This window comes from Clostridium sp. CM041 (genome assembly GCF_055081035.1).
Genome location: NZ_CM143648.1, coordinates 134,090 through 155,370 on the forward strand (window position 1 = coordinate 134,090; position 21,281 = coordinate 155,370).

Consider the following 21,281-nt stretch of genomic DNA (forward strand, 5'->3'; position numbering starts at 1 on the left):
TCTAAAGTGAATTTTAAATTAAATAAGAAATTGGAAATATTAGTTGATGAGAAATATTTTAAGAGTAATATACAAGATATAACAGAGAATGATATTTCAATTAGTATTCCTATTAAATCAGGTAAATATCTTCTATTGTCAAAGGGAACTATTATAGAGGTGATCTATTATGAGGAGAAAAATATTTATAAATTTAAGTCTTCAATTATAGGACGTAAATTTGAAAATATACCTATTTTACTTATATCAAAACCTAAGGAAATTAAGAAGATTCAGAGAAGAGAATATGTTAGAGTACCATTAATAAGAAACGTTAAGTATAAAAATATTAAGAACCAGCCAAAAATTAATCCTAGCATCATGGATAAGAGTGAATGTTTAAAGGCTGTATTAGTTGATTTAAGTGGTTGTGGTATGAGAATTAAGGTGCAGGAGGAAATAAAGCTTAATGATTTTATTCTGGTGTCCTTAACTGTAAATAAAGAGGACATACTTATAGTGGGGAAAGCAAAAAGAATCCAAAAAGATGATGAAGGTAGGTTTGTTTGTGGCTTGAGCTTTGAATCTTTAGATAACTCAATACGCGAAAAAGTTATTAAATTTACATTTCAACTTATGAGAGAACAAATGAAAAAAATTTAGGGAGGTGTTTATATGTCCATAGCAAGTGCAGCTGATATACGCGAGCAAATTGTGAAAAGCCATATACCTTTAGTTAAATATATTGCGTCTAGAGTAATAATTGGAAAAACTAAATATGTTGAATATGAAGATTTAATGAGTTATGGTATGCTAGGACTTATGGATGCCCTGGGAAAATTCGATAATACTAAAGGCATGAAATTTTCAAGTTACGCATCAATAAGAATAAAAGGTGCTATGATTGATGAACTTAGGCGAAATAGTCCTATATCAAAAGGTGCCATGGATAAGCTTAATAGATATAATGGGGCTATTGAACGGCTACAGAAACGTTTTTTCAGAGAACCTTCAAGCCGTGAAATAGCAAGTGAATTAGGTATTTCAATTTATGATGTAGCTGAAATTGAGAACAATATAAATTATATAGCCATAGTTTCATTAGAGGATTTTATTTTTTCGGATGATGATGATGATATGCCACTTAGTGGTACAATTAAAGACGAAAAGAGTACAAGCCCAGAAAAAGCTTTAGAAGAAAAAGAGCAAATTGAATACTTAGCGTTGGGGCTCGAAAACCTTAAAGAAAAAGATAAAATGATTTTAACTTTATATTATTATGAAGGTCTTACATTAAAAGAAATAGGAAATATTTTGGGTGTATCTGAATCAAGAGTTTGTCAACTTCATAGCAGAGCGCTGATAAATTTAAGAAAAGCTTTAGTGAAACTAAAATATGAAATAGTATAAAATTTGAGGTGATTTATATGCCGGGTTTATTAATTTTTGTTGGGTTAATTCTTGTGATTTTAAATGGGTTATCTATTAAAAAGCAGAATAAGTCATTTAATGGAGTGCTAGGAGATGCTATAGAAAATACTTATGATTATGACATTAAACTAGGGGAACTTAGAGAAGAGTTTTCTGACATTATATTGGAACTCCAAAGTGAATTAATTAATATGAAAGAAATTATGGGGGAAAATAATATATTACATAAAAACTATGAAGATAAGCAAAATAAGAATAATTTCAAAACTATTATAGATGAACCTCAACAGAGTGATGATAATAAGATTACTGTGGATGAAACAAATAATGAAATTATTGTAGAAGAACGAATTACTATTAATAGTAATAATGGAAGTAGTGCAAAGGTTGAGGAAATAAAAAGATTATTTAGTGAGGAATATTCCTTGGACGAAATATCAGAAATAGTGCATTTAGGTAAGGGGGAAGTACTATTAATAAAAGATTTGTATATAAGATAAAAAGTTTAATGGACTTTCTAAGCGATAGGAAACTTCTAATAGGAATAGGAATAGGCATGATTATGACTTCTATTTTATTAAGCGGTGCAAAGATAAATTATGAAACGAGTAAAGGTAAGATTGAAATAAAGGCTAGAGGGTATGGTATGCGTTACCCGGATGAAATGCCAATAATAACTAATAAAGAGGTGGGGAAATGATTAGAGGGCTTTATACCGCAGTTACAGGGCTCATAACTGGAGAGGCTAAACAAAGCATCGTAACTAATAACATAGCAAATGCGAATACAAATAGTTTTAAAAGTGACAACCTTTCTATTAAAAAATTTGATGATGTGTTAATACAAAATTGTGATAAAATCGTAAATGGTGGGAATACGAAGAACACTATTGGGTCACTAAGTATGGGAAGTCAAATCGACGAATTAAACACATATTTTGCCCAAGGTATTCTGACGGCGACGGATAAAGCTACAGACTTTGCAATAGACGGAACTGGCTTTTTTACAGTGCAAAGGGATGATGGGGTTTCCGCTAAAAATTATTATACCAGAAGTGGTGATTTTCATGTTGATGGAGCTGGGTATTTAGTAACGGATAGCGGAGATAGGGTTTTAGGTAAAAATAAAGCAACCAATTCAACACAACCCATATTTGTAGGTGATGGTAAACTTCAAGTAGATAATAGCGGAAATATTTCAGTTAATGGTGTAAACCAATATAAATTTAATACAGTGGATTTTAGGGATTATAAGAGTCTTAAAAAGGTTGGGGATAATTTGTTTGATGGGACGAATCCTATTGAAAATCCAAATATTACTGTTAAACAAAATTCACTAGAAAAATCCAATGTTAATGTTACAAGTGAAATTATAAATATGATGACAATTACGAGGAATTTTGAAAGTAACCAAAAAGTTATACAAGCTATCGATGAGACTTTAGGAAAAGCTGTAAATGAAATAGGAACAGTAAGATAAAACAATTAAATGAGTATTAAGTAGTTAGGAGGGAGCGACGCAGATGTTAAGACTTTTATGGAATAGTCAAAGTGCTATGATGGCCCAACAGGAAAAATTAGATTCTATATCAAATAATATTGCAAATGTAAATACCAACGGGTATAAAAAACTTGATGTAAATTTCAAGGATCTTGTTTACGAATCACTTGATAGAAAGGGATATCCAGTGTCAAAAGACGATGAAGGTAAAGCAATACTTCAAAATGGCACTGGAGTTCGGGCCTCCGAATGGATAAGGGATAATGTACAGGGCCCGATTACGCAGACGAGCCTAACAACTGATTTCGCTATAGATGGAAACGGTTATTTTGAAGTGGTAAAGCCGGATAATAGCAGGGCTTATACAAGAGCCGGTAATTTTCTTACAGATTCAAGTGGAACTATAGTTGATCAAAACGGAAATAGATTAAGTATAATTGATGATAAGGGTAATGATATTAATAAAGTGAATGGACCTTATAAATTTGATAAAAACAATTTTAGTGTGGATTCACATGGTGTTGTAACTATAAAAAATGGAAATATAGATAGGCCTGTGGGAGAAATAATGGTTTTAGATGCTGTAGGCGATAATTCAATGATTTCTGTAGGGGATAATTTGTTTATTCCAAAGACTGGTACAAAACTTATGAAAAGCCGTGATTATACTGTTATGCAAGGGTACTTAGAACTATCTAATGTTGACATTACAACAGAAATGACGGAAATGCTTGTAACACAAAGGGCTTTCCAGCTTAGTTCTACTACTTTAAAAACTGCTGATGAAATGTGGCAAATGGCTAATAACCTTCGGGGTAAATAAATTTATTTTTGTAAAAGATGTACTTTTAATAGTATGTCTTTTTTTGATTGTCAGAATAAAAAAATAGTTTTTAAACTAAAGCAAAACCTCAATATATTATTAGTAGGTACATACATAATAATATAATCATAGTAGGGATGAAAATGTGGATTTTAAAAATTATAATATATAAATAGAAACAAAGCATATATTATTTATAATATATGCTTTGTTTTTATTTGTTTATTTTACTTAGGGCAGCTGTAATAGGGGGTATAACTTGTTTTTTTCTTGAAACTATACCAGGAATATATACACCGCTATCAGTTAGAGTAACATCAAAGGCTTTTGAAATAATGTCCTTATGTTCCCCTGTAGCTATTAATACTGAACCGCCATTTAATATATCAGTTAGCATTAGTAAAATCAAGTCATAGCCACCTTCTTTGGCTTTTTTATTCATTAAATCTATCATGCTATCTTTCAGTGGGTCAAAGCCTTCAATATACATTGTACCAACTTGTGATACTCCTATTTTAAAAGTATTAAGGGTAAAGGTCTTAAAGTCTTGGTAAAAAATTTCTTGAGCGGTTTTACCCTCAAGTGATGTACCGGCTTTAAACATTTTTTTTGCAAACTCTTCCACATTTAAATTAGCAATTTGAGCTAATTTATTTAAAATAAGTTCATCGACTAGTGTAGAAGTAGGAGATTTTAGTAGTAATGTATCGGAAATTATTGCTGCACATAGAAGACCGGCAGTGCTTTTTGAAGGCCTAATTCCATTATCAAAGAATATGGATGCTACGATTGTTGAAGTGCTACCTACAGGTTCATTTCTAAAATATATAGGCATACCAGTTTGCACATCTGCAATTCTATGATGATCAATTATTTCTAGTATTTCAGCATCTTCTATACCTAATACAGATTGGGCTTTTTCATTATGGTCTACAAGTATGATTTTTTTTCTGTTTTCTGATATTAGATGGTATCTAGATATACTTCCAATGACTTTATTATCTTCATCAGTAACAGGATAACTTCTGTATCTAGTCTCAATCATAATAGGCTTTATTTCATCAATAAAATCTTCTGTATTAAAGCTTACAATATTTTTTTTGCTCATAACATAATCGATGGGGATACTTTGAGTTATTAGTCTAGAAGCTGTAAAAGTATCGAAAGGGGTTACTATTATTGTACAGTTATTAGTTTTTGCAAGTTCAATAACTTCATCTGTTGGAGAATGGTTTCCTGTAATTATTAAAAGAGAAGCATTACAATTAATTATTAAGAGCTGGGTATCTTCTCTATCTCCACATATGGCAACATCATCAGCCTCAATTACAGATTTTGTGCTTTCTGGATGCATAGCAGCTACAATAATCTTTCCAGTTATTTTAAATGTATCTTTTGGTTTGCACACGCATTTAGCTGATAGAGTATCTAAAATATTATCAAGAGTTGTATTGCTTTTGGCAAGAATAGTATTGTCCCAAACATCTAAATAGCTTGCAGCAAGATTCGAAACTGATGCCACACCAGCTAATTGATTATGTTCGTCGATAACAGGTAGAGTTTTAGTGCCGTTTTTTTTCATAATGGACCAGGCCATTTTAAGAGAAATATCTGGTAAAATTGGAGCTACAGCGTCTATATCTAAATCAGAAATTTGCGTTTTAACTGTAGTTATAAGCTCAGGCTGATCTACATTAAAGTAGTTAAGAATAAATTCCGTTTCGCTATTAACTTCACCGAGTCTTATAGGAACTGCAGGTATTTTCCCCATTTTATTTTTAAACTCTGCATAAGCAATAGCAGAGCAAATAGAATCAGTATCTGGATTTCTATGGCCAGTAATATAAATAATGTTTTTCACGTGTGGGCCTCCTTGTATTGTTCTTGCGAGTATAACAATTATTAGTTGTTATACTCATTGTCATTTTTAATTAGCAATCGTTGCTAATATTATTTTATAATCAAACTCTTATATTGTAAAGAAAAAACCAATGTTAATTAAATAATACACTATATTCTGTTCATATGTAAGTGAATAAATACATATATTAGTATGAATAGAAAATATAGTGACTTATGGGAGCGGCATTGGTTAGCAAATGTTATCTATCTTAGACAAGTATAAGGAGGGTAAGAAAGTGATTAACGAACAAGTGCCAAATAATAATACAAAGGATGATAATAAGCCAAGAGGATCTGTACGTGATAGTAAGAAATTATCAATGGGTCTTACCATAGAGGAGGCTGAAGGTAGATTAAAAAAATATGGATTTAACAAATTAGAAAATAAAAAAAAGATATCCGCGCTTAAAATATTCTTTTCACAATTCAATGATTTTATTACTTGGATATTAATTGTAGCAACAGTGCTTTCAGGACTTATGGGAGAAAAAGCGGATGCAATAACTATATTTATTATAGTTATAATGAATGGAATACTAGGGTTTATTCAAGAGTTTCGAACTGAGAAATCACTGGAGGCACTAAGTAAGCTAGCAGCGCCAACGGCTAAAGTGATTAGAAATGGTGGAGTATTGGTAATAAATGCAATATATTTAGTGCCAGGTGATTTAGTGATTTTAGAAAGTGGAGATAGAGTTCCGGCTGATTGCATTTTGACTGAGGAAAATAATGTAATGCTAGATGAATCTTTACTTACTGGAGAATCTGCTGGAGTAAACAAAAGCGCCAGTTCTAAGGATAATAACATTTATATGGGAACAATACTTCTTACAGGAAAAGCTAAAGCAAAAGTTATAACAACAGGTATGAATACAGAAATGGGAAAAATAGCAGATATGCTTCATAGTATTGAAGAGGAGAGGTCTCCACTTAAAGAGAGACTAGCATATCTTGGGAAAATATTAGTTATGCTTTGTATAATAATTTGCGTAGTTGTAACTTTTATGGGCATCTCGCGTGGACAAGATAAATATGCAATGTTCTTATTGGGAGTAAGCCTTGCAGTGGCTGCAATACCAGAAGGGTTAACTGCTATAGTTACGGTTGCCTTAGCACTAGGCGTATCTAGAATGCTTAAAAGAAAAGCATTAGTTAGAAAATTACCAGCAGTTGAAACTTTAGGTTGTACTTCTGTAATATGTACAGATAAAACGGGAACTCTAACTGAAAATAATATGACAGTAAAATCATTGTATTTTAATGGGCAGATTTACGATGTTGACAAAGGTAAAATTCCATTGAATTCAGTTATGAAAAAAGCATTTACATACTGCAATGATTGTAATTACGATTTTAACGCAAAAAAATTTGAAAAATGCTTATTTGGTGATCCTACAGAAACTGCTTTAATTAAGGTTTTTTTTGAAAATTCTAAGGAATTACAGGGATTTTTGAATAAATCAAGACGTTTATATGAAATACCATTTAACTCAACAAGGAAAATTATGTCTGTCATTGTTAAAGAAAATGATAAAGAAATTTGCTATGTAAAGGGTGCTCCAGAAAGAGTTATAGAAAACTGCAATTATATATTAGTAGACGGATTGGTGCAGCCGATGCTTCCGAATTATAAGAATCATCTAATAAGAGCTGTAGAGTCAATGTCCTATAAGGCATTAAGGTGCATTGCTTGTGCCTATAAGGTGTCTGGTATCGTGAAAAATGATAATTTGGAAACTAATTTAATTTTCATCGGTGTAGCAGGTATAATTGATCCCCCAAGAAAAGAAGTAAAAGATGCAGTTATAAAGTGCAAGATTGCAGGTATAAAACCTGTAATGATAACAGGGGACCACAAAAATACAGCTTATGCTATCGGAAAAGAGTTAGATATATGTAAATATTCGGAGGAGGTTATAACTGGAGATGAGCTGGATAAATTAAGTGATAAGGAACTAGATAAGAATATTGATAATTTTAAAATATTCGCAAGGGTAAGTCCAAAGCACAAGCTAAGAATTGTAAAGGCTTTTAAACATAAAAATCATATTGTGGCCATGACTGGAGATGGTGTAAATGATGCCCCAGCTATAAAAGAAGCAGATATCGGGATAGCTATGGGAATATCTGGAACAGATGTAACTAAAGAGGCAGCCTCTATGATTCTTTTAGATGATAATTTTGCAACTATTGTTGCAGCAGTTGAAGAGGGACGTATAATATATTACAATATAAGGAAATTTATCAGGTACTTACTATCCTGTAATTTAGGGGAAGTGCTTACCATGTTTTTGGCTTCATTATTCTACTTAGAAAATCCTCTACTTCCAATACAAATTTTATTTGTAAATTTAGTTACAGATGGACTTCCCGCTATTGCTTTGGGGGTGGATCCAGCTGATAGTGATATCATGTTTGAAAAACCTAGAGGAAAGAATGAAAGTGTATTTTCAAGAGGGCTTACAGAAAAAATTGTCATTCGCGGGTGCCTAATTGGTGTTTGTACAATAATGGCGTTTATCGGTGGTAAATATTATGGTATGAATATTAAGGCATGTAGAACATTGGCTCTTGGAACATTAGTTTTATCTCAACTCATACATGTATTTGAATGTAGATCAGAAAAACAATCTTTATTTGAAATTAATCCCTTTACAAATTTATACCTAATTGGGGCTGTAGGTATATCCATAATTATGCTGATTAGCATAGTGTATATTCCATTCTTACAGAGTGTATTTCATACCATACCACTTAATTTAGGGCAATGGTTAATTATTTTATTTTTCTCGGGCATTATTTCCTTTATAAATAGTTTATATTTGTATTTGATGCATAAGCACTAAGCATCACCTAGCAGTGATGAAGTATCATTTAACGATTGATATAGTACCACCTTGAGGTGTTGATGCAATTTTAAATAATGAAAGCTATATGACATAGTCATATAGCTTTCATTATTTAAAACGTCTGTCAGATCTTATTCTTTGAACCTTTGGAGCATTCCCCTGCATTGGAACCAGGTCCTTTTTGGTAGTCATATTTCTAATGTTTGCAATTTGAATCTGTTCGCTGTGTTCTTTACCTTTTTTACCCTTCATTCCTTGAATTATAACAGAATGACCTTGAAGCACAGATATAAAGTTAACTTTTTTGAACCAACGGTGTTTTTTGAATATGCATTTAGAAATAGATTTACTTCCTTCGGCCTTTACTAAGATGGTTACAGTTAATTTATAAAATATTCTTAGATAATTTTTTTCAGCTATTTTGACTGATAGAACTCTACCTTGTGCTTGAGTAAGTCTATCGCCATATCTCTTTAAATAAGCCTGTGTATAACTATTAGTAATTTTGTCTTTAAATCCCATCAGTATTACTCCTTCACAACAAAAATTATATAAAATATAAAAAGTCAATAAGCTTATTATATCGTATGTTGTAATTTAACTCAAGTATTAAAAAAATGGCTATTACTAATATTATTATTAAAATCCTATGGGAAAAAAATATATACGCATAAATAAGAAAATATTATTATTTTGTAATGATAATATTTGTTCCTAAATTAGTGATTTGAGAATATTAATATAATAAAGAATTGAAAGGAGGAGGAATATGAATAGAGAATTAACTCCAAAAGATATTATATATGAATTTGACATTGAAGATATGAGTGAAAAAGAAGAATTATATATTATGCCTCAATATTATGATGTAATAGAAAATATTAAAACTGCCATGAGTATAGATAAAGAGGGTTTTAATATTTATTTAATAGATGACTTTTCAAAAGAAACCCTTAAAGAGATTATGAAATATGTAAATAAAAGTTTCGAAAATAAAAGCAAACCAAAAGACATTTGTTATGTACTATATGAAGATGAAAAATCTCCTAAACCTATTTTTGTAAGTAATGGAGGGGCTAATAAGCTAAAAGAGACATTTGAAGAAATGCAGAATGAATATTTAGGGTGCACATTTCAGTTTTATAACAATTCTGCAAATAAGGAAATTGAAGACATTCAGGAAAATATTCAAAGGAAAAGAAATAAATTAATTGGTAAGCTAATAGATACAGCAAGAGAGAAAGGGTTTGATATAAAATCCACTAATAGCGGATTCACATTCATTCCGTTAAGTGATGAAAAGGAAATGTCTGAAAATGAATATGAGACATTGGATAAAGGGGAAAAAGATAACATTTTATACACGGCAACTATGTTAAAAGAGAATGCTCGCGAAACATTAGAGGAACTAAAAGATTCTGAAGGAGAAGACTTAGAGAAAATAAAACAACTAATGGAAGTGTATTATAATAATGAAATGAATGATTTAAAAGAAGAATATAAAAATATGTTTATGGAAGATGAATCTGTACAAAATTATTTTGATATAGTATGCAATGATATTGAAAAAAGACTTATAGATAATTATTCTTTAAGTTATGATGATGACGAGGAAAAAATAAATGAAATTATATACAAATATGCTATAAATGTAATGGTGGATAATAGTGAAAAGCAAATTCGGCCAGTAATATTTGAACAAGATCCTAATTTGACAAACCTACTTGGAAATATAGAGTATGAAAATCACAAAGGGGTTTATTCTACAGGTATAGAATTTATAAAAAGTGGTAGTATACTAAAAGCAAATGAAGGGTGTTTGATAATTCGAGCAAATGATTTACTAAAGGATGCTGCGGCTTACCATAATTTGAAAAAAACATTGTTAACAGAAGAGGTAGATTCGGCTTATAACAGAAACTCTTATGAGATTGGATCTTTAAATGCATTTAACCCAGAACCTATACCCATTAAGGAAAAGATAATTCTTATTGGAAACTATGAGACTTATGACTTGCTTTATAACTATGATGAAGACTTTAGAAAAATTTTCACTATAAAAGCAGAATGTAATCCAGTGCAGAATATAGACAATTATTTAAAGAAATCTCTTGTATTTGAGATAAATAAAACTTGTTGCGAAAACAATTATAAGTTTCTTACAAAAGGAGCAATAAGAGAAGTAGCAAAGATTTTATCACGGAAAGCACAGAGTAGAGAAAAGATATACTATGACAAATATGAAATAAATAAGCTACTAATCTTAGCTAACAATAAGGTTATAGAAGAAAATAAAAAAGAGATTAGTGAAGGAGATATAATCGAGGTAGGCTATAAAAAAGACATCATGGAAAAGGAAATTTTAGATAATTATACTGAAAAAAAGATGCTTATTGATGTTATAAATAGTAGAATTGGACAAGTGAATGGATTATCGGTAATGGATACAGGATATTTTAGTTTTGGTAAGCCAATAAAGATTACCTGTTGCTGCTATAAGGGAGAAGGTAATATTATAGATGTCCAAAAGGAGAGCAATTTAAGTGGAAGTATCCATAGTAAATCTATTAATATTTTAAAGGGATATATAAGTACTATTAATGGCGGATTTACTAAATTACCGGTAGATTTTCACTTAAGCTTTGAACAAATTTATGGAAAAATAGATGGTGATAGTGCGTCGGTTGCAGAAATAATGTGTATGCTCTCAGCGCTAAGTAAGATACCTATAAAACAGAGCATTGCAATCACAGGTTCGGTAAATCAATTTGGTGAGGTTCAACCTATAGGAGGAGTAAACGATAAAATAGAAGGTTTCTTTGCAGCATGCAAAGCAATTGACTCAATAAAGGATAAAGGTGTAATGATACCTTTGTCAAATGCAGTAGACTTGGTTTTAAATGAAGAAGTTGAAAGAGAAATTAAAAATGGAAACTTTCATATATATACGATGACATCTATAGAGGATGCAATTGGAGTGCTAATGGGAAATCCTGATATTAGCTTTGAGGCTGTAATGATAGCTATTAACAAAGAATTAAAAAAATATAGCAAAAAATGATGAACAGCACCGCAGGAGATGAAGCTTCCCAGGTTATTATTTAATAATAGATATTAAATAAGCAGGACTAAATTGTCCTGCTTGCTTTGTTACACGTTAAATCTAAAGTTAACTACATCGCCATCTTGCATAATATACTCTTTTCCTTCAAGTCTATATAGTCCTTTTTCTTTAGCAGCTGCTTCAGATCCACATTCAACTAATTTATCAAAGGATACTATTTCTGCTCTTATAAAACCTCTTTCTATATCCGAATGGATTTTCCCAGCAGCAGCAGGGGCTTTAGTTCCAATGTTTATAGTCCATGCTCTTATTTCTTGGGGACCTGCAGTTAAAAAGCTCATTAAACCGAGTAGTTTATAACTTGAGTGGATAAGTTTATCAAGGCCAGTTTCAGTAAGACCATATTCCTTTAGAAGTTCCATTTTTTCATCATCATCCAAAGTGGATAATTCTTCTTCAAGTCTGGCGCAAACTATAATTACTTCTGAATTCTCATTTGCAGCAAATTCTTTAACTTTTTTAACCATATCATTTTCTGTGTTACCAGACATTAAATCATCTTCGCTTATATTTGCAGCATATAATACTGGTTTTGCAGTAATTAAGAAAAGAATACTTACAAAAGCGGCTTCTTCTTCGTTAAACTCTAATGTTCTTACTGGAAGATTTGCTTCAAGGTGTTCCTTTATTCTTTCCATAAGAGCATATTCCATTTTTGCTGTTTTGTCACCAGAACGAACAAGTTTTACTGACTTTTCCATTCTTCTTTCTAATACATCAAGATCAGAAAAAATAAGTTCTAAATTAATAGTATCTATATCACGTGTAGGATCGATATTGCCGTCTACATGTATGATGTTGTCATCATTGAAACATCTTACCACATGAACAATAGACTCTACTTCTCGGATGTGAGATAAAAATTTATTACCTAAACCTTCTCCTCTGCTTGCTCCTTTTACAAGGCCTGCTATATCATAAAATTCAATTGCAGTACGAATTATTTTTTTACTATTATAAATAGTTTGTAGTACATCCAATCTTTTGTCAGGTACACTTACAACACCTATATTTGGTTCTATAGTACAAAATGGGTAGTTAGCGGATTCTGCACCTGCCTTTGTTATTGCATTAAACAATGTGCTTTTTCCTACATTTGGTAAACCTACAATTCCTAGCTTCATATATATGTACATTCCTTTCTTGCGTTTAATATTATTAATTTCTAATAAATTATACCCTACATCCTAATGCATTTCAAGAAAGTAAATTAGCGCAAGTGCTTAATTCGATATCCGATATATGATAATTATGTATGTTAAGTTAAAAAATTCAAATAAAATCATAAAAAAGTTTAATTATTTTTAAAAAATAAAAATAAAACGATCAAACAAGAAGGAATTTTCATTTTTCTATAGAATTATACTTGTTATTGGTTTAAAATGGTTTAAAGTGGTTAGAAGTGGAGTAAGTTCATAAGGTGGGGGATAAAATGTTTATTGGTGAATATCAACATGCCATTGATAGTAAAAACAGAATGATTATTCCCACCAAATTTCGAGAGGGATTAGGCAGTGAATTTATATTAACTAAGGGCCTAGATGGATGCTTATACATATATACAATGGTTGAATGGAATATAATGGAGGAAAAATTAAAGAAACTTCCATTGACGAGTAAAGATGCCAGGGCATTTGTACGGTTTTTCTTCTCAGGCGCTAATGAAATAACAGTAGATAAGCAAGGCAGAGCTTTAGTACCACAAAATTTATGCGAATATGCAGACCTTCAAAAGGAAATAGTAAGCATAGGAGTATCAACTAGAATAGAAATATGGTCTAAGGATAAATGGGATAAATATAATGAATCAGATATTAATTTTAATGAAATAGCAGAAAAAATGAATGAATTAGGCATATAAAAGGAGATTAAAAATGGAATTTAAACATGTATCAGTTTTATTAAATGAGTGTATTGATGCGCTAGATATTAAAGAGGATGGAATTTATGTTGATTGTACATTAGGAGGTGCAGGGCACTCCTTAGAAATCTTAAAAAGACTATCACCTAAAGGACGGTTAATTGGAATTGACCAAGATGAAGATGCATTAAAAGCTGCTAAGGAAAAAATCAAAGAATATAACAATGTTACATATGTACATGATAATTTTTATAACATTGAAGCAATACTTGACAAACTTAAAATAGAAAAAGTAGATGGGATTTTTATGGATTTAGGGGTGTCGTCATATCAATTAGATAATGCAGAACGTGGTTTTAGCTACATGAGGGATGCGAATCTTGATATGAGAATGGATAGAAGCAAAGGTATAACAGCATACGATGTGGTAAATAACTACGAAGAGCCACAGATAGCAGAGGTTTTAAGAAATTATGGCGAAGAAAAATTTTCGAAAAGAATTGCTAATTTCATAGTAGATAGAAGAAAAGATAAACCAATCAATACTACTTTGGAACTAGTGAATGTTATAGATGCAGCAATTCCCGCAAAGTTTAAGAGAGATGGAGGCCATCCAGCTAAAAGAACATTCCAAGGAATAAGAATCGAAGTTAATGGGGAATTAAAAATATTAGATAAAGCAATTGAGGATGGAATAGCTAGACTACATCGCGGTGGTAGAATGGCTATAATTACATTCCAGTCACTTGAAGATAGAATTGTTAAAGTTAAATTTAAAAGTTTACAAGATCCATGCAAATGTCCAAAAGAGTTACCTATGTGTGTGTGTGGTAAAACACCAATCGTGAAACTTATAAGCAGAAAACCTATAAGGGCAACAGAGACAGAGATAGAAACAAACTCAAGAAGTAGAAGTGCAAAACTAAGAGTGGTGCAAAAAAATTAGTTCTAAATTGTGGATGGGGTGAATAAAGTGATAATAGAAAAAAATAAGTTTATAATTGATGGAAATACAGTTTTAGCACCATATGAGCCATTAAAAAAACGAAAATATGAAGATTTAGAAAAATCACGAAAACAGACACAAAGCAGTAAAAATCTGAAGGAAATGAAAAAGAAAAAAAGAGTTCTTTTAAATATTAGTTTAGGGTTTGTTATTGGAATGATAACAATTGCTAGATATTGTATGATTTATAATTATCAAGATGCGACTTCTAAAGTTAAAGCTGAAATAGAAATGGTCAGTAAAGAAAATGACGCGTATGATGTAGAACTAATGAAGTTTAGAAATATAAGTTACGTTGAGAAAACAGCGACGACAAAACTTCATATGGTTAACCCAAAGGTTAGTGACATACAATACTTAAATTTGAGTAAAAACAATTTAGAAACAAAAGAAGAGTTAGAGGCAGAAACAAGTAACGACGTAATAGATAAAATTAAAAATATTATTTTTTAATTAATATTTGCTTTGAAGAATTAGCAAGGAGGACATAAATTGGCAAAAGGAGAGTATAGAGACAAGGTAGTAGTTAAGCGTAGAATGTTGGTTGTCTTTTTCATGCTTTTTCTTTTGCTTTTTCTATTAATTAGTAGATTGAGCTACGTAATGATAGCTAAAGGGAAGGAATATAAAGAAAAAGCAATTTTGCAGTGGACAAGTGACGTTCGGATTGCACCAAAGCGGGGAAGGATTTTAGACAGAAATGGAGAAGATTTAGCTATAAGTGCAAATGTATTTAGGGTGGATTTAGATCTTAATGCACTACGTGAAACTACTAAAAAAAACAAGCTAAGTATGAACGATATTGCACCAGAAATCGCTAAAATACTTGGAATGGAATCTAGTGAAGTTTTACCTGTTTTGACTAAGACAAATTCAAAGGGGAAACCTATTGGAGCAGCAATTTTAAAGAGAAGAATAGATAAAGCTACAGCTGATAAAATTAATGATTTTTCGAAAAATCAAAAGCTTCGTGGAATTGTTATTACTGGAGATACAAAAAGATATTATCCCAATGGGAATTTCTTAGCAAATGTTGTAGGGCATACGAATTCTGATGGCAATGGACTTACAGGTGTTGAATTGTATTACAATAAATATCTATCAGGTATACCTGGAATAAAAATTTCAGAAACTGATAGAAAAAGTGAAGAATTGCCTTATACAATCTCAGATTATACAAAGCCTATAGAGGGTAAAGATGTAGTGCTTACTATTGATGAGATGATTCAATATTTTTGTGAGAAAGCAGCTTCGCAGGCTATGATTGATAATAAAGCAGCTGGGGTTACTATAGTTGCAATGAATCCTCAAAATGGGGAAATATTAGGGATGGTTAATAAACCAGACTATAATCCTAATGACCCTTGGGATCTTACTAAAAGTTATGATGAAAATCAAAAGGCGTGGAGAAATAGGGCAGTAAGTGATACCTTCGAGCCTGGGTCTATTTTTAAAGTATTTACGGCTACAGCGGCTATGGAAGAAAAGCTAGTTAAGGAAGATGATAAATTTAACTGTACTGGTAGCACTGTAGTTTTAGGTAAAGCAGTAAAGTGTTGGAAAACCATAGGGCATGGATCTCAAAATTTTGTTGATATATTAAAAAATTCTTGTAATGTTGGATTTATGGAACTCGGTAGAAGACTTGGACCAGAAAAATTAAGTAAATACATTGAATTGTTTGGATTTGGCAAAAAAACTGGTATTGATTTAAATGGAGAAGCTTCGGGAATAATTAGAAAACCCAAAAATATGACAGCGCTTGACGTAGCAGTAACATCCTTTGGTCAAGGAAATACTTTATCAAGTATACAGTATTTAACAGCTTTTAATGCTATTGCAAATGGAGGAAAACTTATAACACCTCATGTTATGAAAGAGATAGTAAATTATGATGATTTAGATAATAAAAAAATTCTGCAAAAATATTCTAATTATAATGAAAGAAGAATAGTAGATGAAGAGGTTGCAAAGCAGCTTCGATCTTATCTTGAACAGGTTGTAGAAAGTGGTGGTGGTAAAAAGGCATTTATTGCAGGATATCATATTGCAGGAAAGACAGGAACTGCCCAAAAGATTAATAAAACAGGATCTGGTTATGCTCCAGGGAAATATGTTGCTTCATTTGCAGGGATGGCACCGGCAGATAATCCACAAATATCCATAGTAATTAATATTGATGAACCAGATCCATCTAATTATTATGGTGGTCAGATTGCAACAGTAGTTGGAAAGCAAGTTTTTAATGATGTTTTTAATTATTTATCATTTAAATCTGATGCTTCAAAGGAGGAAACTTCAAAAAGCTTATTAAAGGATATTATTGTGCCTGAAGTAAGGGGTCTTAAGAAGTCGGAGGCAGAAAAGTCATTGAAAGATAATAATTTAAAGGTAAAATTAAGTTCAGATGGAGAAGTTATTACTGATATGACTCCGAAACCTGGATATACGGTTAAGGAAGGAACTGAAATTATTTTACACACTGGTGAATTAAAAAAAGATAATAATATGGTCATGGTTCCCAATATTAAAGGAAGTAGTCCGGAGGCAGCTACTGCACTTCTAGGAAGTCTTGGACTAAACGCTAAATTCGTTGGTGGTGGAATAGTTGCAGATCAAAGCATAGAAGGTAAAGAAGTGAAAAAAGGAACTACGATAACAATACATCTAGATATTACGGCTGACTAGTTAAAGCATCATCTTCGATGCTGTAATATTAATGACTTCTGAAATGTCATTAAAAATAGTGTATAATTAGGTGATAGTATATTAAAATAAAAACCGACAGGACTCAGCAATTCTGAGCTGTCGGATTTGCCATGTAAAAGGGGAATAGAGATTTTTTTTGTTAAGCATATTTTATGTGATGATTTAAAGGAGTGGTAATATGAAGTTTAAAAAAATTATGGAGAATATTAATTTCGATTTAATCCAGGGTAACATTGATATTGATATAAAGGGAATTCAATATGATTCAAGAAAAATTAAAGAAGGGGATGTGTTTTTCGCTGTAGAAGGATATAACCTTGATGGTCATAAATATATACAAAATGCAATTAACAATGGAGCAGTTGCTGTTGTGTGCCAGAAAAATATAGAAGAGCATTTAAATTGTGTGGTGATTAGAGTAGAAGATAGCAGAAAAGCATTGGCCATAAGTGCAGCTAATTACTATGAAAATCCAAGTAGTAACATGAAAATGATAGGAGTTACAGGTACTAATGGAAAAACAACTTCAGCTTTTATGATTAAAGTTATTTTGGAACAGCAAGGCTACAAAGTTGGACTTATTGGAACTATAGCAAATTATATTGGAGAAAAGAAAATTCATACAGAGAGGACTACTCCTGAATCACTTGAATTACATGAACTTTTCAAGGAAATGGTGGAGTCGGGTGTGGATTATTGTGTTATGGAGGTGTCTTCGCACTCTTTAAGTTTAGATAGGGTATATGGAATAGAGTTTTGTGAAAGTATTTTTACAAATTTAACTCAGGATCATTTAGATTTCCATAAAACATTTGAAAATTATTTTAATGCAAAATTAAAGTTATTTAAATTAAGTAATAGCGCTGTAATTAACATTGATGATATATATGGAGCAAAAGTTTATAGTTTAATTAAAAGTAGCAAATTAAGCTATGGATTAAATAGCAATGCAGATATTATGGCAAGTGATATAAAAATGCATTCAAGGGGTAGTGAATTTACATTAGAGTACAAAGGAAACTCTTTTGAAATAGAATTGAGTATACCAGGAAATTACAATATATATAATGCGCTTGGGTCTATAGCAGTTTGCTTAAATCAGGGAGTAGACCTAGCTAAAATTAAACTAGCTCTACAAAAGATTCAAGTGCCTGGGCGTTGTGAACTTGCTTACAATAACAATAAGTTGGGATTTGAAATAATTTTAGATTATGCACATACGCCAGATGCATTAGAAAACATACTAAAAACTGTCAGGGAATTTACAAAGGGTAAACTTATAAGCGTTTTTGGTTGTGGTGGAGATAGAGATAAAGCCAAAAGAGCCATAATGGGTAAAATTGGAACTCGGCTAAGTGATTTTTCATTAATAACTTCAGACAATCCAAGAACTGAAGATCCTATGCAAATAATTAATGATGTAGCATCTGGTATTGAAAAACATAATTTCGAAATTATAGAGAATAGGCGTGCGGCTATAAAACGAGCAATTGAAATTGCAAGATGCGGAGATATAATTGTTATCGCAGGAAAAGGGCATGAAGACTATCAAGTTTTGAAAGAAAAAACTATACATTTTGATGAGCGAGAAGTTGTCTCAGAGATAATAAAGGAGCTATTTTAGATGGAGTATATTAGTTTAGACGAGATATTAGAGGCAACTGAGGGTGAAATAGTAGTTAAAGGTGAAAGCACCTTGATACAAGGTGAAAGCACCTTGATACAAGGTGAAAGCACCTTGATACAAGGTGAAAGCACCTTGATACAAGGCGAGAATACATTATATAATAATGTTTGCATAGATACAAGAACTATAAAAGAGAAGGATATTTTTATAGCATTAAAGGGTGAAAATTTTAATGCTAATGATTTTATCGTTGAGGCTAGCAAAAAAGGAGCTTCAATTTGCATAATTGATGAAATGAAATTTGATAAAGCGCTGCTTAATAAGAAAACAGCTGTAATTAAGGTGGTGGATACTAGAAAAGCACTACTTAATCTTGCAAAATTTTATATAAATAAGCTAGATTTAAAAGTAATAGGAATTACCGGATCTACGGGCAAAACGTCCACAAAGGATTTGGTTGCAGCAGTGCTTGGCGCAAAATTCAAAGTTTTTAAAACTTTGGGAAATTTTAATAATGAAATAGGGTTACCTATGATGATATTTAAGTTAGATAAAAGTTATGATGTTGCAGTTCTCGAAATGGGCATGAGTGATTTTGGAGAAATTCATAACTTATGTGAGACTTCAAAACCGAGTATTGCTATTATTACTAACATTGGAATGTCTCACATTGAAAATCTTAAAACTAGAGAAAATATATTAAAAGCTAAAATGGAGATAACAGATTTTTTTAGTAAAGACAGTATTTTAATTGTAAATTCAGATAATGATTTATTAGAAGATGTGAACACGTCAAATTATAGACTTATAAGAACAGGAATTGATTCTAAAGCTGATTTAAAAGCATGTGATTTAAATGTAGAAGAAAATAAGATAAACTTTCGCATAATGGACAAGAAAAATTTAATAGATAATATTATTGAGGTGAATATACCAGGACGGCATAATATACTAAATTCAATGCTAGCAGTAGCTTGTGCAAGGGCAATGGACATGAGTTATAATGAAATTGCTCAAGGTTTTAAAAAGTTAGAATCTACGTCTATGCGTTTAGATATAACAAAAGGTAAAAAGTTTACTATAATTAATGACTGCTATAATGCTAGTCCAGATTCAATGATGGCCGCAATTGATGTACTTTGCAATATTAGTGGGAATTGTAAAATTGCGATTCTTGGTACTATGAGGGAACTCGGAAATAGCGCCACGCAGGCACATAAACAAGTCGGAGAATATGCAAAACGTAAAAAAATTGATTTATTAATTACTTTAGGTGAGTTTAACGAAGCATATAAAGAAGGATTTAACGATATAGATAAATATAGAAGTTTTCAAACCTATGATGAGGTAGTTTCATTTTTGGATGGAATGATCAATCAAGATGATGTTGTTTTAGTTAAAGCTTCAAGATATATGAAATTTGAGAGCATAATCAGCAAACTAACAAATTTACATTCGTATGTGAATGTGGATTCACATACTAATATAAATGCTAAAGAGGTGATAGAAAAATGAGCTTAATTATTTATTCGGTTTTAATTGCATTTTTCCTATCAATTATACTAGGGCCATTAATAATCCCTATGTTACATAAGCTTAAGTTTGGTCAAAATATAAGAGCAGAAGGACCTAAAAGTCATCTGAAAAAAGCAGGGACACCTACTATGGGTGGCATAATATTCATGATTTCTACAATAATTACAATGTTAATCCTTGTTAGACATACAAGTGCTGAAGCTAGGATTGCAGTGTATTGTTTTATAGCATTTGGATTAATAGGACTTATTGATGATTTGTTAAAAATAATACGTAAACAAAATGAAGGACTTACATCTAAACAAAAAATGTTGCTTTTAGTTGTAGTATCAGCTTTAATTGGTTATTACTCTTCACTTAAAATAGGAACGGATATAATGTTACCATTTTCTGATAAAGTTATAAAATTGGGTGTTTGGTATGTGCCTTTTATTATTGTATATTTTGCAGCAACCACAAACGCAGTTAATTTAACAGATGGATTAGATGGTCTAGCTACCTCAGTTACAATAGTAGTTATGACATTCTTTGCATTGGTTAGTAATATGATGTTTCATACGACTCTTGCGATATTCTGTGCTGCGCTTGCGGGTGCATTATTAGGGTTCTTAAAATACAATTCTTATAAAGCACAAATTTTCATGGGAGATATGGGAGCACTTGCACTTGGTGGCGCAGTAGCTGCAGTTGGTATGATACTAAAATCACCTTTTTTAGTTGCAATTGTAGGTGGCGTATATGTTATAGAGACTCTATCTGTTATTATTCAAGTTTTAGTATTTAAGACTACAGGTAAGAGAGTATTTAAAATGTCTCCAATTCATCACCATTTTGAATTAAGTGGATGGCACGAAACTAAGGTTGTTGCAGTATTCTCCATTGTAACGGTGATTTTTTGTTTAATTGGATTTCTATCCTTTTCCTATTAGTGACG

The 21,281-nt window shown here is 31.4% G+C and carries 18 protein-coding genes; 15 read left to right on the top strand and 3 right to left on the bottom strand.

Annotated elements, in window-relative coordinates:
* Nucleotides 1-6 precede the first annotated feature (6 nt).
* From ACWJJT_RS00640 to ACWJJT_RS00665, 6 genes are read left to right on the top strand one after another with little or no spacing between them, the layout of a single operon-like run.
* Nucleotides 7-642, top strand: coding sequence for a flagellar brake protein (locus ACWJJT_RS00640; RefSeq protein WP_462955662.1), 636 nt, complete (start codon nt 7-9; stop codon nt 640-642).
* A gap of 12 nt (nt 643-654) precedes the next feature.
* Nucleotides 655-1,389, top strand: coding sequence for a FliA/WhiG family RNA polymerase sigma factor (locus tag ACWJJT_RS00645; RefSeq protein WP_462955663.1), 735 nt, complete (start codon nt 655-657; stop codon nt 1,387-1,389).
* A 17-nt stretch (nt 1,390-1,406) separates the two neighbouring features.
* Nucleotides 1,407-1,910, top strand: a complete 504-nt coding sequence (locus ACWJJT_RS00650; RefSeq protein WP_462955664.1) for a hypothetical protein — start codon at nt 1,407-1,409, stop codon at nt 1,908-1,910.
* A gap of 8 nt (nt 1,911-1,918) precedes the next feature.
* A complete protein-coding gene (locus ACWJJT_RS00655) occupies nt 1,919-2,110 on the top strand; it encodes a hypothetical protein (protein WP_462955665.1) in 192 nt (63 codons plus the stop codon).
* The gene (locus tag ACWJJT_RS00660) at nt 2,107-2,889 is read left to right on the top strand and encodes a flagellar hook-basal body complex protein (RefSeq protein WP_462955666.1); all 783 of its coding nucleotides are present in this window, start codon (nt 2,107-2,109) and stop codon (nt 2,887-2,889) included. The genes ACWJJT_RS00655 and ACWJJT_RS00660 overlap by 4 nt, the downstream gene beginning before the upstream one ends.
* Nucleotides 2,890-2,932: 43 nt before the next feature.
* Nucleotides 2,933-3,733 (top strand): flagellar hook-basal body complex protein, encoded by an 801-nt coding sequence (locus ACWJJT_RS00665; RefSeq protein WP_462955667.1) that lies wholly within the window; start codon nt 2,933-2,935, stop codon nt 3,731-3,733.
* Nucleotides 3,734-3,947: 214 nt separating this feature from the next.
* Here the strand turns inward: ACWJJT_RS00665 and ACWJJT_RS00670 are convergent, their stop codons facing one another.
* Nucleotides 3,948-5,594 carry a putative manganese-dependent inorganic diphosphatase gene (locus ACWJJT_RS00670; RefSeq protein WP_462955668.1) on the bottom strand — a complete coding sequence of 549 codons (1,647 nt, stop codon included), beginning with the start codon at nt 5,592-5,594 and terminating at the stop codon, nt 3,948-3,950.
* A 361-nt stretch (nt 5,595-5,955) separates the two neighbouring features.
* Between ACWJJT_RS00670 and ACWJJT_RS00675 the strand changes: the two genes are divergently transcribed.
* A complete protein-coding gene (locus tag ACWJJT_RS00675; RefSeq protein ID WP_462956713.1) occupies nt 5,956-8,481 on the top strand; it encodes a calcium-translocating P-type ATPase, PMCA-type in 2,526 nt (841 codons plus the stop codon).
* A 111-nt stretch (nt 8,482-8,592) separates the two neighbouring features.
* Here ACWJJT_RS00675 and ACWJJT_RS00680 read toward each other — a convergent pair whose 3' ends face one another.
* Nucleotides 8,593-9,006: a hypothetical protein gene (locus tag ACWJJT_RS00680; protein WP_462955669.1), complete on the bottom strand. Its 414-nt coding sequence runs from the start codon at nt 9,004-9,006 to the stop codon at nt 8,593-8,595.
* Nucleotides 9,007-9,253: 247 nt separating this feature from the next.
* Between ACWJJT_RS00680 and ACWJJT_RS00685 the strand changes: the two genes are divergently transcribed.
* Nucleotides 9,254-11,545, top strand: coding sequence for an AAA family ATPase (locus tag ACWJJT_RS00685; RefSeq protein ID WP_462955670.1), 2,292 nt, complete (start codon nt 9,254-9,256; stop codon nt 11,543-11,545).
* 89 nt (nt 11,546-11,634) lie between these two features.
* Here the strand turns inward: ACWJJT_RS00685 and ychF are convergent, their stop codons facing one another.
* On the bottom strand, nt 11,635-12,732 hold the full coding sequence (ychF, locus tag ACWJJT_RS00690; RefSeq protein ID WP_462955671.1) for a redox-regulated ATPase YchF: 1,098 nt from the start codon (nt 12,730-12,732) through the stop codon (nt 11,635-11,637).
* A gap of 308 nt (nt 12,733-13,040) precedes the next feature.
* Between ychF and mraZ the strand changes: the two genes are divergently transcribed.
* The 7 genes from mraZ (at nt 13,041) to mraY (ending at nt 21,276) form a co-directional block, all read left to right on the top strand.
* Entirely contained in the window at nt 13,041-13,469 is a 429-nt protein-coding gene (gene mraZ, locus ACWJJT_RS00695; protein WP_462955672.1) for a division/cell wall cluster transcriptional repressor MraZ, read from the top strand.
* Between the two features lie 13 nt (nt 13,470-13,482).
* Nucleotides 13,483-14,415 (top strand): 16S rRNA (cytosine(1402)-N(4))-methyltransferase RsmH, encoded by a 933-nt coding sequence (gene rsmH, locus ACWJJT_RS00700; RefSeq protein ID WP_462955673.1) that lies wholly within the window; start codon nt 13,483-13,485, stop codon nt 14,413-14,415.
* A 27-nt stretch (nt 14,416-14,442) separates the two neighbouring features.
* Entirely contained in the window at nt 14,443-14,928 is a 486-nt protein-coding gene (locus tag ACWJJT_RS00705) for a hypothetical protein (RefSeq protein WP_462955674.1), read from the top strand.
* 39 nt (nt 14,929-14,967) lie between these two features.
* Nucleotides 14,968-17,163 carry a stage V sporulation protein D gene (locus tag ACWJJT_RS00710; protein WP_462955675.1) on the top strand — a complete coding sequence of 732 codons (2,196 nt, stop codon included), beginning with the start codon at nt 14,968-14,970 and terminating at the stop codon, nt 17,161-17,163.
* A 199-nt stretch (nt 17,164-17,362) separates the two neighbouring features.
* Nucleotides 17,363-18,808: a UDP-N-acetylmuramoyl-L-alanyl-D-glutamate--2,6-diaminopimelate ligase gene (locus tag ACWJJT_RS00715; protein ID WP_462955676.1), complete on the top strand. Its 1,446-nt coding sequence runs from the start codon at nt 17,363-17,365 to the stop codon at nt 18,806-18,808.
* The gene (locus tag ACWJJT_RS00720) at nt 18,809-20,326 is read left to right on the top strand and encodes a UDP-N-acetylmuramoyl-tripeptide--D-alanyl-D-alanine ligase (protein ID WP_462955677.1); all 1,518 of its coding nucleotides are present in this window, start codon (nt 18,809-18,811) and stop codon (nt 20,324-20,326) included.
* A complete protein-coding gene (mraY, locus tag ACWJJT_RS00725; protein ID WP_462955678.1) occupies nt 20,323-21,276 on the top strand; it encodes a phospho-N-acetylmuramoyl-pentapeptide-transferase in 954 nt (317 codons plus the stop codon). The genes ACWJJT_RS00720 and mraY overlap by 4 nt, the downstream gene beginning before the upstream one ends.
* The last annotated feature ends 5 nt before the right edge of the window (nt 21,277-21,281 follow it).

What these genes read in the sequence shown, in the direction of transcription:
- ACWJJT_RS00645 (WP_462955663.1), top strand. Translation starts at nt 655, where the DNA reads ATGTCCATAGCAAGTGCAGCTGATATACGCGAGCAAATTGTGAAAAGC.
- ACWJJT_RS00650 (WP_462955664.1), top strand. Translation starts at nt 1,407, where the DNA reads ATGCCGGGTTTATTAATTTTTGTTGGGTTAATTCTTGTGATTTTAAAT.
- ACWJJT_RS00655 (WP_462955665.1), top strand. Translation starts at nt 1,919, where the DNA reads ATGGACTTTCTAAGCGATAGGAAACTTCTAATAGGAATAGGAATAGGC.
- ACWJJT_RS00660 (WP_462955666.1), top strand. Translation starts at nt 2,107, where the DNA reads ATGATTAGAGGGCTTTATACCGCAGTTACAGGGCTCATAACTGGAGAG.
- ACWJJT_RS00665 (WP_462955667.1), top strand. Translation starts at nt 2,933, where the DNA reads ATGTTAAGACTTTTATGGAATAGTCAAAGTGCTATGATGGCCCAACAG.
- ACWJJT_RS00675 (WP_462956713.1), top strand. Translation starts at nt 5,956, where the DNA reads ATGGGTCTTACCATAGAGGAGGCTGAAGGTAGATTAAAAAAATATGGA.
- ACWJJT_RS00680 (WP_462955669.1), bottom strand. Translation starts at nt 9,006, where the DNA reads ATGGGATTTAAAGACAAAATTACTAATAGTTATACACAGGCTTATTTA.
- ACWJJT_RS00685 (WP_462955670.1), top strand. Translation starts at nt 9,254, where the DNA reads ATGAATAGAGAATTAACTCCAAAAGATATTATATATGAATTTGACATT.
- ychF (WP_462955671.1), bottom strand. Translation starts at nt 12,732, where the DNA reads ATGAAGCTAGGAATTGTAGGTTTACCAAATGTAGGAAAAAGCACATTG.
- mraZ (WP_462955672.1), top strand. Translation starts at nt 13,041, where the DNA reads ATGTTTATTGGTGAATATCAACATGCCATTGATAGTAAAAACAGAATG.
- rsmH (WP_462955673.1), top strand. Translation starts at nt 13,483, where the DNA reads ATGGAATTTAAACATGTATCAGTTTTATTAAATGAGTGTATTGATGCG.
- ACWJJT_RS00715 (WP_462955676.1), top strand. Translation starts at nt 17,363, where the DNA reads ATGAAGTTTAAAAAAATTATGGAGAATATTAATTTCGATTTAATCCAG.
- ACWJJT_RS00720 (WP_462955677.1), top strand. Translation starts at nt 18,809, where the DNA reads ATGGAGTATATTAGTTTAGACGAGATATTAGAGGCAACTGAGGGTGAA.
- mraY (WP_462955678.1), top strand. Translation starts at nt 20,323, where the DNA reads ATGAGCTTAATTATTTATTCGGTTTTAATTGCATTTTTCCTATCAATT.